Annotated in this window: 6 protein-coding genes and 3 pseudogenes; 5 read left to right on the forward strand and 4 right to left on the reverse strand. The window is 59.4% G+C overall.

From position 1 onward, the window contains the following. The first annotated feature begins 527 nt into the window (after positions 1-527). The 4 genes from RHP75_RS10735 (at position 528) to RHP75_RS10750 (ending at position 5,670) form a co-directional block, all read left to right on the forward strand. On the forward strand, positions 528-2,123 hold the full coding sequence (locus tag RHP75_RS10735; protein WP_311091836.1) for an isocitrate lyase: 1,596 nt from the start codon (positions 528-530) through the stop codon (positions 2,121-2,123). A 268-nt stretch (positions 2,124-2,391) separates the two neighbouring features. Continuing rightward, positions 2,392-4,392 carry a PhoX family phosphatase gene (locus RHP75_RS10740; protein WP_311091838.1) on the forward strand — a complete coding sequence of 667 codons (2,001 nt, stop codon included), beginning with the start codon at positions 2,392-2,394 and terminating at the stop codon, positions 4,390-4,392. Between the two features lie 91 nt (positions 4,393-4,483). After that, on the forward strand, positions 4,484-4,972 hold the full coding sequence (locus tag RHP75_RS10745) for a DUF4442 domain-containing protein (RefSeq protein WP_311091840.1): 489 nt from the start codon (positions 4,484-4,486) through the stop codon (positions 4,970-4,972). A gap of 59 nt (positions 4,973-5,031) precedes the next feature. Continuing rightward, positions 5,032-5,670, forward strand: coding sequence for a hypothetical protein (locus RHP75_RS10750; RefSeq protein ID WP_311091841.1), 639 nt, complete (start codon positions 5,032-5,034; stop codon positions 5,668-5,670). Between the two features lie 37 nt (positions 5,671-5,707). On the opposite strand, the gene RHP75_RS10755 is transcribed toward RHP75_RS10750, so the two are convergent. The 4 genes and pseudogenes from RHP75_RS10755 to RHP75_RS10765 all read right to left on the reverse strand — a co-directional run bounded on the left by RHP75_RS10755 (position 5,708) and on the right by RHP75_RS10765 (position 10,640). Beyond that, positions 5,708-7,102: a pectin acetylesterase-family hydrolase gene (locus tag RHP75_RS10755; RefSeq protein ID WP_311091842.1), complete on the reverse strand. Its 1,395-nt coding sequence runs from the start codon at positions 7,100-7,102 to the stop codon at positions 5,708-5,710. 417 nt (positions 7,103-7,519) lie between these two features. After that, positions 7,520-8,536, reverse strand: a pseudogene (locus RHP75_RS21245) (methyl-accepting chemotaxis protein); the annotation flags it as partial. Positions 8,537-8,677: 141 nt separating this feature from the next. Next, a pseudogene (locus RHP75_RS21250) lies at positions 8,678-9,202 on the reverse strand (cache domain-containing protein); the annotation flags it as partial. 118 nt (positions 9,203-9,320) lie between these two features. Continuing rightward, entirely contained in the window at positions 9,321-10,640 is a 1,320-nt protein-coding gene (locus RHP75_RS10765) for a Na+/H+ antiporter NhaC family protein (RefSeq protein WP_311088185.1), read from the reverse strand. A 497-nt stretch (positions 10,641-11,137) separates the two neighbouring features. Here RHP75_RS10765 and RHP75_RS21255 point away from each other — a divergent pair. Beyond that, a pseudogene (locus RHP75_RS21255) lies at positions 11,138-12,157 on the forward strand (cache domain-containing protein); the annotation flags it as partial. Positions 12,158-12,543 lie beyond the last annotated feature (386 nt).

Here is a 12,543-nt window from a genome sequence, read left to right on the forward strand (position 1 = left end):
GCCCAACCCCGCAAGCCGCCGGATAGAGCCGTAAAAGCTGACTTGCCGGTCGCTTTCGGATTTATGTAGTAGTCATACGAAAAGCACTACAAAATAATTGACGAACACTTTTGGCAGAGGCATGATGGCCCCGCTCCCGCTAATCAGAGGTGCTGAAAGGCCCTCCGAATCGCGCTCCAACTTACCGTCAGAGCCGATTTGCGTTGTAAAGCCCACAAGGCCGTTCGATGAGATTGCGACTGGAACGAAGTTGTCCTGAGGGACGGGGAAGCGTTTAGCAACAGCGCGCATCGAGCACAGCAAGTTGAGTCGTGCAACGGTATCTTTGATCCGGTGAACGCCAAATGACCCAGTCATTTGCAACAGCTGAAGCCGCGAACTGTTTAGCTCGTCACCCTCCTCCCGGATCAATTCCGTCTCAAGTCGATGTCTCGGCGTTCTGCAGTTGGCTACAACAACCTCCAGCAACACAGGTGTTCAGTGGGGAAGTCGGTGCTCAACCAAACACATACTTTGAAGGATTGACCATGTCAGCTTATCAAAACGACATCAAAGCCGTAGCCGCCCTTAAAGCCGCCGCAGGCAGCAGCTGGAGCGCTATTGACCCTGAGTCTGTGGCCCGCATGCGCGCCCAGAACCGCTTCAAAACCGGTCTGGAAATCGCTCAGTACACTGCCGACATCATGCGCAAAGACATGGCTGAGTACGATGCTGACTCCTCCGTCTACACCCAGTCCCTGGGCTGCTGGCATGGTTTCATCGGTCAGCAGAAGCTGATTTCGATCAAGAAGCACCTGAAGACTACCAACAAGCGCTACCTCTACCTGTCGGGCTGGATGGTTGCTGCTCTGCGTTCGGATTTCGGTCCGCTGCCGGATCAGTCCATGCACGAGAAAACCTCGGTTTCCGGCCTGATCGAAGAGCTCTACACCTTCCTGCGCCAGGCTGATGCCCGTGAGCTGGACCTGCTGTTCAGCGCTCTGGACGCTGCCCGCGCTGCTGGCGACAACGCCAAAGCTGCTGACCTGCAGAACCAGATCGACAACTACGAAACTCACGTAGTACCAATCATCGCCGACATCGACGCTGGCTTCGGTAACCCGGAAGCCACCTACCTGCTGGCCAAGAAGATGATCGAAGCGGGTGCTTGCTGCATCCAGATCGAAAACCAGGTTTCCGACGAGAAGCAGTGCGGCCACCAGGACGGTAAAGTAACCGTTCCTCACGCCGACTTCCTGGCCAAGATCAACGCTGTTCGCTACGCATTCCTCGAACTGGGCATCGACAACGGCGTGATCGTTGCGCGTACCGACTCCCTGGGTGCTGGCCTGACCAAGCAAATCGCCGTGACTAAAGAGCCGGGCGACCTGGGCGATCTGTACAACAGCTTCCTGGATTGTGAAGAAATCTCTGAAGCCGAACTGGGCAACGGCGATGTAGTCATCAAGCGTGAAGGCAAGCTGCTGCGTCCTAAGCGTCTGCCGTCCAACCTGTTCCAGTTCCGTGCTGGCACCGGTGAAGCACGCTGCGTACTGGACAGCATCACTTCGCTGCAGAACGGCGCTGACATGCTGTGGATCGAAACCGAGAAGCCACACGTCGGCCAGATCAAAGGCATGGTTGATGAAATCCGTAAGGTCATCCCTAACGCCAAGCTGGTTTACAACAACAGCCCATCGTTCAACTGGACCCTGAACTTCCGTCAGCAGGCTTACGATGCATTCGTAGCCGAAGGCAAGGACGTTTCCGCCTACGACCGCGCCCAATTGATGAGCGTCGAGTACGACGAAACCGAACTGGCTCAGGTTGCTGACGAGCGTATCCGCACCTTCCAACGTGACGGTTCTGCTCAGGCTGGTATCTTCCACCACCTGATCACTCTGCCGACTTACCACACCGCCGCGCTGTCCACCGACAACCTGGCCAAAGGTTACTTCGCAGACCAAGGCATGCTGGCTTACGTGAAAGGCGTTCAGCGTCAGGAAATCCGTCAAGGTATCGCCTGCGTTAAGCACCAGAACATGTCCGGTTCCGACATCGGCGACGCTCACAAAGAGTACTTCGCTGGTGAAGCGGCCCTGAAAGCCGGCGGCAAAGACAACACCATGAACCAGTTCAGCTAAGAACCGGCTCACTCAACCGAGGCCACGATCAAGGTTGAGGGTGTTGAGAAAATCCCAGCAGAAATGCTGGGATTTTTTTATGGCCGGCCATCCATGGCGGCCACTCTTCTGGCCGTCGCTGTGCGACGTTAAAAATGGCTCCCGGCCATTTTTTTGCCCGCGATTCGCCCTTCTTCCGGTTTTGTGCGCTTTCGCACAACCGCTGTCATGTTTACGTCAATTTCCTTGGATAGCGTCAGACACCCGTCGATTAATCCAAGGAGCCTGCATGAGCCAGAATAATGACAACTCAGTGCTGTTCGGCAATGGCGATGAATTGCCCAGCAATGCGTCCGATAACCCGCATATCAATCAGCTGATCGACGGCGTAGGCCGTAGGCAGGTGCTGGCCGCCGGTGCAGCGCTCGGCACCCTGGCGTTTCTCGGCAGTGTTATGCCTGGCGCCGCGGTTGCGGCAGAGCCAGCCGCCAAAGGCCTGGAAAAAATGCACTTTAGACCGCGCAGCAAGCTGCCCTTCACGGCTATCGCGACCAACCGCCTAGACAGCATCAGCGTACCGACCGGTTACCGTGCCACCCCCTTTATCCCTTGGGGTACGCCGATAACCGGTAATTACCCGGCTTACCTGAGTGACGGCAGCAACAGTGCCCAGGATCAGGCCGAGCAACTGGGCATGCACCATGACGGTATGCATTTCTTCCCGATTGATGCACAGCGCGGCGGCAAGAAAAGCGATCACGGCCTGCTGGTACTTAACCACGAATACATCGACGCGCCGCTGCTGCACCCCAACGGCCCGACGCTGGTGGCCGGCAAACGCAGCAGCGCCGAAGAAGTACGCAAGGAAATCAACGCCCACGGCGTTTCCGTGGTGGAAGTCCGCCGTGGCCTGAATGGCGAGTGGAGCGTATTGCCGAGTGCCAGAAATCGCCGAATCACCGGCGCAACGCCCATGCAGATCAGCGGCCCGGCGCGCGGCCATGCGCTATTGAAAACCCGCTACAGCCCAAAAGGCACGGCAACGCGCGGCACCTTGAACAATTGCTCCCATGGCTTTACCCCGTGGGGCACCTACCTGACCTGCGAAGAGAACTGGGCCGGCTACTTTGCCAGCCGCGATACCGATTTGCCGCGCGAGCTGAGCCGCTACGGCTTGCGCAGCAGCAGCCGCTACGGCTGGGATCACCTCAAGGGCGATGAGTTCGAGCGTTTCGATGCCACGCGCATGACCACCACGGCCAGCGCGGACTATCGCAACGAGCCCAACCACTTTGGCTGGATTGTCGAAATCGATCCATTTGCGCCGGAGTCCGTGCCCATCAAGCGCACGGCGCTCGGTCGCTTCGCCCACGAAGGCCTGGTGTTCGCCCCGGTGAAATCAGGCCGCCCAGTGGTCTGCTACTCCGGCGACGACTCGCAGAACGAGTACATCTACAAATACGTCAGCCGTGACAAATACCGTCCAGGGCGTAGCAATGGCCGTTTGCTCGACGAAGGCACACTGTATGTCGCGCGCTTCGATGCCAGTGGCAAGGGAGAGTGGCTGGCGCTGGATATCCACGACAAGAAATTCCAGAAAGCCTGCAAGGCCGCCGGTGTAAGTTTTGCCGACCAAGGTGATGTATTGATCAATACCCGCCTGGCCGCTGACGTGGTGGGCGCCACCAAGATGGACCGTCCGGAATGGGGCGCAGTCAATCCGGACAACGGCGAGGTGTACTTCACTCTGACCAACAACAGTGCCCGGACCAGCCCCGATGCGGCCAACCCGCGGCCCGCTAACGCGTTCGGCCATATCATCCGCTGGCGTGAGCTGAGCAAGGATTACGCCGGTCGGCAGTTTGCCTGGAGCCTGTTTATGCTGGCAGGCCCGGAGACCGACTGCATCGGCCCGAATGGCAAACCGCTGACGGCGGATAACCGCCTGGCCAGCCCTGATGGGCTGTGGTTCGACGAGGAAGGCCGGCTGTGGATTCAGACCGACATGAGCGGCAGCCAATTGAGCAGTGGCCCGTTCGGCAATAACCAGATGCTGGTGGCCGAGCCGCGTACCGGTGAGCTGAAACGCTTCCTGGTGGGGCCCGTGGGCGCCGAGGTGACCGGCATTACCGCCACTCCGGACTTCCGCACCCTGTTCGTCAATATCCAGCACCCGGGGGAAGGCTCAACGGCGACCAACCTGCTTAGCACCTGGCCCGATGGTCTTGGTCAGCGTCCGCGCTCGGCCACCGTGATCATTACCCGCGAAGACGGCCGTCGATTGCTCTAATCGACTGGCAACAATGTGACCGGCCAGCCCTGGCCGGTCACATTTCGCTATGACAGACTCATGCCCTTTCCTCTGCGCAAAGAGCATCAGCATGTCCAGCAACCGCTTGAGCCGTATCGTCGGCAAAATCCAGCAACTGCCCACTGCCCTGCAAAGCCCGGCACTGTCGCTGCTGTTTGGCTCCCAGGTGAAGTTCGCCGGTACCGCCAAGGTACGCGTGCATACGTTGACCCAACAGCAGGCGGTCATGAGCATCGCCAATAAGCGCAAGGTGCAGAACCACATCAAAGGCGTGCATGCTGCCGCCATGGCGCTGCTGGCTGAGTCCGCCACGGGCTTTCTGGTCGGCATGAATGTGCCGGATGACAAACTGCCGCTGATCAAAAGCCTCAAGGTCGACTACCTCAAGCGCGCCACCGGTAGCCTGCGCGCCGTGGCCAGCCTGACAGCCGAGCAGATTCAAGCCATTCACACCCAGGAGAAAGGCGAAGTACTGGTTGCCGTAACCGTGACCGATGAAGCCGGCATCCAGCCGATCCAGTGTGAAATGCTCTGGGCCTGGGTCAGCAAGAAGCGCTGAATGCAGACTGGTCTAAGCTGATAACGCCGCACGGTGCGGCGTCATTCAGGAGATCGCCGATGCAGGGAAAACCTCTTCTAGTGGGTGGTGGGCTGGTGCTGATTGCCGTGCTCGGCACCTTGTATTGGCGCCTACAGAGCGAGCCGCAGGTAGTTGCGCAGGCCAATCAGGCCGACAACACCACAAGCCGGCTCTCGGACGTTAGCCCGGCAACACCGATGCCCACCGAGGCGCAGCTACAAGAGCTGCTGCAAAACCCAGCCGTGAAAAACCAGGAGCAACGCCTGGCATTCCATCAGGCCTACCGCGACTTTGTCAGCGGCGCCGCCGAGCTGTCAGCCGCGCAACGTGAAAGCCAGGCGCAGGCCTTGCGTGAGCAGATCGAAACGTACGAGCAACGCAGTGAACTGGCCATGAGTGAGTCGCTGTTACTGCAACTGGGGCTGATTCAGCTCACCGCTGGCGATGAACAAGCACAGAAAGATCAGGCCGCTGCATTGGTCGCCCGCTACAAGGCAATTAGCGCCGAGCGCGAAGCCAAGGCTACGACACCTAGCGCCGAGTTTCGTCGTTACAAGACCGATGAGAAGCGCATCGTTGAGGAAGTGCTGAGCATGGACAGCTTCCCCGATGGGCTGAGCCGTGATGAGTACCTGCGCCAACGCTTGCAGCAAGCGCGCGAACAACACTATCAATAACCCGACCTGAGCAGGTTGCTCAGGTCGGGCGACAGCGTTACAGCAGTTGGTCGAGTGCGTAGTACAGCAGGTTGAAGGGTTTGTTGCGGTCGGCGGTGTCGCTCTGCTCAGAGGCATCCAGTACCGGGCCGCTGCCATTCATCACGTTATTGACGAAATCATCCAGCTGCAGGTTCTGCTCCTGAATATCCGCGTTGGCAAACTCGATGATGCTGGTGCAGTGGCTTTCATTAACCGCACGGTACTGCGGGAAGTAACCGCCGACATTCGGCAGGTTGGCCAGCTCGTTACGCAGCCTGCCGGTGTCCACATCCCACTTGGCGTGAATCAGCGCCTCCTTGGCGGCCTGGTTCGGTGCATTGATGATTTCCGGGTAGAAACGCTCATAGGAATAGGACGAGTAATTCAGGTCCTTCCAGAAGTGCGTATGGCCCATGCGATCAGCCGCCAGGTTGCTCGACAACGCCGGGTAAATGGTGCCCAGGTTGTTCAGGTTAAGCCCCGGCAAACGCGACTGCAGGTACGGTAACGGCCCAGCGTCCAGCCCCCAGGCATTGCGGATAAAGCCCTGCAACGGCAGAGAGGGATAAGCCTCGTTACCACCGCCAGTGATGGCCGAGAACACCGGGCCGGAGTCATTGATCAGGAAGCTGCGCGTCGGCGCAATGTCCTGCCGGGTTGGTGCATAGTTGGTCAGGCTGCCGGCACCGCCTGCGCTGCAACCGGTGGTCAGCATCTGCGTGGGGCGCGGCAGGTTGTCTTTCAGCCAACCCACCACCGCGCGCATATTGCGCAGGCCGTTGTGGTGCCAGACCAACGGCGCCTGCTGGCTTTGCGGGTCTTCATAGACCGCGACCTTGTCGCCGGAGTAAATGTCGCCGGTGCAATACGGCACATAGACCATGTTCCAGTTCTGGGTCTTTACCCGCGTCCAGGGATGCAGACGCACCACGAAGGGGCTGACCAGACTGGCACCCGGATTGAGTAGGCTCATGTAGTCATTGGGAATGCCGTCGGGGTTACGTGCGCCGCGAATGCCGCTTTGCCCGGTGCAACTGGCGTAATCCCAGCAGGCCCCGCCGCCCTCCAGATAGATGATGGTGTTGCGGGTATTGGGCACGCGGTTGACGAAGAATTTGTACGGCGAGCCATTGCCACACACGGCACCGGTTTGCGGGGCCATCTGCACGGTTTGCCAGGCGTAGTAGTTGGCTGGTTTGAAGCCGCTGTTGAAACCGCTCGGGTTCGCCAGCAGCGGGTACGGGCCGAGGCGTTGCGCCGGGGTGACCTTGTTATCTGCTGCCGGTGCCACCACCAGGTTGCTCAGGGTTTGCCAGAAGTTGTAATCGCCCTGCTCGGCCTGCACCGGCATGGCCAGTGCAGAAACCATCAGCGGCGCAGCACAGCGCCGAAGTGTTATCGCTACAGACATGGTGAGTCCCTCATCTTGTTGTTATCGATGGGTCCACATACCCAAGCCGTTGTACGAATCCCCTCCAGCTGTCACCCGAAATCAGCCCATCACCCACTGGAGACTGCTCATACACCGCGCCGAAGCAGCAGTAACTGCGCGCACCCAAACGTGTCGCCGCCGCTCGACATTCAAGCCAGCCTGGCGATTCGTGCACGTTAGTCCAAGAAACTTCCGCTAACCACAGGGCTGCATACTTATTGGATATAGCGCGGCGGGTTTTAAGCTGCTGCAGTTATCTACCGGTGCGCTATTTCCGTAGGAGCGGGCCATGCCCGCGAAACGATTATCGCGGGCATGGCCCGCTCCTACGGACTAATGCTCAGAACAATAAAAAAGGAAAGCTGGGCTTCCCTTTCATTGTGGCTGCGTCAGGTACTAGATGCGGAACTGACGCACCAGTGCGCCCAAGCGTTCGCCCAGCCCGGCCAGGTTGCGCGCGGTCTGTGCGCCCTGCTGGGTTTCGTCGGCCACGCTGTCTACCGCCACGGCAATCTTGTGCACGCTGCGGTTGATCTCTTCGGCCACGGCGGTTTGTTCCTCGGCAGCGCTGGCAATCTGCGCGTTCATCGCATTGATGGTGCCGATCAGTTGCGCGATGGCATCCAGCGACGTACCGGCGCGATTAGCCTGCTCGCTGGTGACATCACCGGCATCGCTGGAGCGGCGCATCGCTGTCACCGCATCCTGGGTGCCCTTCTGCAGGCGGTCGATCATGCCCTGAATTTCCTGGGTGCTCTGCTGCGTACGGCTGGCCAACGCGCGCACCTCGTCGGCGACCACGGCAAAGCCGCGCCCCGCTTCACCGGCCCGCGCTGCCTCAATGGCGGCGTTGAGAGCCAGCAGGTTGGTCTGTTCGGCGATGGAGCGGATCACGTCGAGCACGCTGACAATCGACGACACGTCTTTCTGCAGGGTGTCGAGGGAAACGCCACTGTCGCGGATGTCCTGCACCAAGGTGTGGATGCGCTCGATGCTGCCATCGACCACCTCTTTCGCCGCCTGGCCTTCGGTGTCGGTCTTCTGCGCCGCCTCTGCTGCACCCTGGGCGCTTTGCGCGACCTCATGGGCGGCGGCGGACATTTCATTAATGGCGGTCGCCACCTGATCGGTCTCATGGCGCTGACGCTCCATGGCCTCTTCGGAACGCTGCGCCTGGGCCGATACCTGGCCGACCAGTTCGGTGAGCTGGCCGGTCATGTCGACGATCTGCCGCACCAGGCCGTGAATCTTCTCGACAAAACGGTTGAACGAGCCCGCCAGTTGGCCAAGCTCATCGTCGCCATTGATTGGCAGGCGACGAGTCAGGTCGCCTTCACCGGCGGCGATGTCATCGAGGTTGTCCTTGATCTGCTGCAGCGGGCGCAGGAAGGTGTTGCTCAGAACCACTCCGACAATGCCGAATATCACCAGCAGTACGGCAGCAATCACCATGATGCTGGTGATGATGGTGCTGATGCGCTCGTCGATTTCACCTTGTACCTGAGCAATCTGCGCTTCGACGCCGTCGAGGTTGATTGCCGTGCCCAAGGCCATATCCCATTTCGGCAGGTAATAGCTGTAAGCCATTTTTGGCACCAGCACCGAATCATCGGTCGGCAGTGGCGAGCTGTAATTGACGTAGTAGCTGTTGTTCTTGGCGACATTCACCAGTTCGCGGTTGATGTACACGCCATTCGGGTCGCGGCGGTCCGCCAGGCTTTTGCCGACGTCTACCGGACTATCGCCGCGGAACAGGCGCACCACATTGGAATCGTGGCCGAAGAAGTAGCCGTCCTTGCCGAACTTGATCTTCGACAGGATCGTCACGGCCTGCTCACGACTGGCCATATCGCCTTGCGCAGCCCCGTCATACAAGGTCTGCACCGACCCCAGGGCGATCTGCACGTAATGCTGCAGCTCATTGCGGCTTTCCTGTAGCAGGCGCTCGCGGGTTTCTTCAACTTCTTGGGCAGCCAGGTTCTGTAACACCTTGGCAGCGGCACCACTGAGCACCAGGGCAAACAGCACCACCGGTATCAGTGCCAACAGCACGACTTTTGATTTCAGGGTAAGGCGCATCGGCAGATCCTTGCTTAGCAGAACAGCGGAATGAAAACGGGGCTACCGGTTTATCGGTAGCCCCGCTGAAAGGTTGAATCGCCTGACGCTGTTGCGCTGCAGGCGAGCAATGCCCCGGTCAGATCACCATAGCTGCTGCCCAACCGAATACCAGCAACGGCAGGTTGTAGTGCAGGAAGGTCGGTACCACGCTGTCCCAGATGTGGTTGTGCTGGCCATCAACGTTAAGCCCAGCGGTTGGCCCGAGGGTCGAATCGGAGGCAGGTGAACCGGCATCGCCCAAGGCACCGGCAGTGCCGACGATGCACAGAATGGCCAGCGGGCTGAAGCCCAGTTGTAGCCCCAGCGGCACGAAAATCGCCGCGATGATTGGCACGGTGGAGAACGACGAACCGATGCCCATGGTCACCAGCAGGCCGACCAGCAGCATCAGCAGCGCACCCAGGGCCTTGTCGTGGCCAATCAGTTCGGCGGAGCTGTCGACCAGGCTTTTCACTTCACCGGTAGCCTTCATCACTTCGGCAAACCCGGCTGCAGCGATCATGATAAAGCCGATCATCGCCATCATTTTCATGCCTTCGGTAAACAGGCCATCGGCCTCTTTCCAGCGCACCACGCCAGACACCGAGAAGATGATAAAGCCAGCCAGGGCCCCGATAATCATCGAGTCCAACCACAGCTGCACGACAAATGCCGCAACAATCGCCACGCCCGCCACCAGCAGACTCAACGGGTTGTAGGCGACATCCCCGCGCTCGGCCTGCTCGATCTTGCTCAGGTCATACACACGCTTTTTGCGGTAGCTGAACAGCACCGCCACCAGCAGGCCGAACAGCATGCCCAGCGCCGGAATCGCCATGGCCTTGGTTACGTCCAGGTTGCTGGTATCGACACCGCCGCTGGCCACATTGGCCAGGAGAATGTCATTGAGGAAGATTCCGCCAAAGCCAACCGGTAGAAACATGTACGGGGTAATCAGGCCGAAAGTCAGCACACAGGCGATCAAGCGACGGTCGAGTTGCAGCTTGCTCAATACATACAGCAGTGGCGGCACCAGTAGCGGGATAAAGGCGATATGGATCGGCAGAATGTTCTGCGAGGAAATTGCCACCGCCAACAGCAGCGCAATCAGCAGCCACTTGAGCAGACCCGCGCCTTTGGCGTCCTGTTTGCCGACTATGGCCAAGGCCTTGTCCGCCAGTGCGTGGGCCAGACCGGATTTGGCAATCGCCACGGCAAAGGCACCCAGCAAGGCATAGGACAACGCCACTGTCGCCCCGCCGCCTAGTCCTTTATTAAAGGCCGCCAGAGAACCCTCAATACCCAGGCCGCCAAGCAGGCCACCGGCCAAGGCGCCGACGATCAGGGCTACCACCACATGCACGCGGCACAAGCTGAGAATCAGCATGATCCCCACTGCCGCAACGACTGCGTTCATCGATTTACTCCCGCAATTTAAATAGGTCCGCGAAGGTTTCGACCTTCTCTGGATGCTGCGCCGGCTCGGCGAAGGGCGCGTACTCTGCACAATGCTGACTGACCTGTCAAAACACCCGTAAATTATTCTGTACAAGCCGTTGCTAATTTCGATTACCCTGCCATTTCAAAGCTGCCGCTGGCCTGCAACTTGCTCTGCTTTACTTGACGTGAAACTTAAAGAAAAGCGCCTAAGCGCCGATAGGCGCTCTAAGCCTCTGCCATATAAAGGTCCTGAAAATGCTGTTCAGCCGACTTTCCATCCAGTTGAAGATCACCCTACTGGCCGGCCTGTGCTTGCTGGCCATTGTTGCGGTGCTGGTTTCCGCTTCGGTCATCCAGGCATCGCGTAGCGCCAGCCTGGTCAAGCAGGCCAGCACAGCCATGCTGCAGGAGTCCGCGCAGTTGCGTATGACAGCACGCGGCGAGTCGCAGGCACTGCAAATGCAGCGCTACTTTATGGACGCCTACCAGTACGGGCGCGGCGCCGCCACCCAGGTGCTGTTTATCCGCGAACAGGCGGAAAAACGCTTTCTTGATGCCTTCGACCTGCGCGAAGACCTGACCCGTCAGGTACGCAGCGCTTTGGAGGCCAACCGCAGCCTGTTGGGTATCTATGTGGCGTTCGAGCCCAACGCTCTGGACGGCAAAGATGACCTGTTTACCGATCAGGAAAACCTCGGCAGCAACGACAAGGGCCGCTTCTCAATCTATTGGGCACAAGGCGATGACGGCGAACTCAGCGCCGAGGCGATGAAAGAGGCAGACCTGAATGACGCTACGCCCGGTATCAGCGGCGCGCCTTATAACGCCTGGTACAGCTGCCCCTTGCAGCAGAAGAAGGTGTGCCTGCTCGACCCCTATATCGACGAAGCCGACGGGGTGAAAACCCTGATGACCAGTATCGCCTTCCCGCTGGAACAAGGCGGCAAGGTAATTGGCGTACTTGGTGTGGACATTAGCCTGGCCAGCCTGCAGGAGCTCAGCACTAGTGCACACAAGGATCTTTTCGACGGCGCCGGGCATGTCAGCATCATTAGCCCTGCGGGCCTGCTTGCCGGCCACAGCCGTGACAGCAGCCTGCTGGGCGGCAAACTGGAACAAGCCTTCGCAGACCAACACCGCGAAATGACCAGCCTGGTGGCCAGTAACCGCCCGGAAGTTTTGCACCACGACGGTGCGCTGCAGGTACTGCAACCGCTGCTGCCAATTCCTGAGTCCCAGCCGTGGGGCGTTCTGATGGAGGTACCAGAAAGCGTTCTGCTGGAGCCCGCCACTCGCCTAGAAACGCAAATGGATGCAATGGGTACACGCAGTACGGCGGTATCGCTGGGGCTCGGTCTGGCTGCCGGGGTGGTGGGTATTCTGCTGATCTGGCTGACAGCACTGGGCGTGACCCGGCCGATTCTCGGCGTCGCGGCAATGCTGAAAAATATCGCCAGCGGTGAAGGCGACCTGACCCGCCGCCTGGAATACGCCAAGCAAGACGAACTCGGCGAACTGGCCAGTTGGTTCAACCGCTTCCTCGACAAGCTGCAACCGATCATCGCTGACGTTAAACGCAGCGTTCAGGACGCCCGCAGCACGGCCGATCAGTCCGCACTGATCGCCAGCCAGACCAGCGACGGCATGCAGCAGCAATACCGTGAAGTCGATCAGGTGGCCACCGCATTCCAGGAAATGAGCGCTACAGCGCAGGATGTGGCGCATAACGCCGCCCAGGCCGCAGAAGCGGCACGCACCGCCGACCAGGCCAGCCGGGAAGGTATGAGCGTGATCGGTAAAACCACCTCGACCATCGAACTGCTGGCCAATGAGATGAACGTGGCCATGCAGGAAGTCGAAGGCCTGGCCAATAGCAGCGA

The organism is Pseudomonas sp. SG20056, assembly GCF_031764535.1.
GTDB lineage: Bacteria > Pseudomonadota > Gammaproteobacteria > Pseudomonadales > Pseudomonadaceae > Aquipseudomonas.

Bases quoted from the DNA above. Each gene is read 5' to 3' on its own strand.
- RHP75_RS10765 (WP_311088185.1), bottom strand. From the start codon at position 10,640: ATGAACGCAGTCGTTGCGGCAGTGGGGATCATGCTGATTCTCAGCTTG.
- RHP75_RS10740 (WP_311091838.1), top strand. From the start codon at position 2,392: ATGAGCCAGAATAATGACAACTCAGTGCTGTTCGGCAATGGCGATGAA.
- RHP75_RS10735 (WP_311091836.1), top strand. From the start codon at position 528: ATGTCAGCTTATCAAAACGACATCAAAGCCGTAGCCGCCCTTAAAGCC.
- RHP75_RS10745 (WP_311091840.1), top strand. From the start codon at position 4,484: ATGTCCAGCAACCGCTTGAGCCGTATCGTCGGCAAAATCCAGCAACTG.
- RHP75_RS10755 (WP_311091842.1), bottom strand. From the start codon at position 7,102: ATGTCTGTAGCGATAACACTTCGGCGCTGTGCTGCGCCGCTGATGGTT.
- RHP75_RS10750 (WP_311091841.1), top strand. From the start codon at position 5,032: ATGCAGGGAAAACCTCTTCTAGTGGGTGGTGGGCTGGTGCTGATTGCC.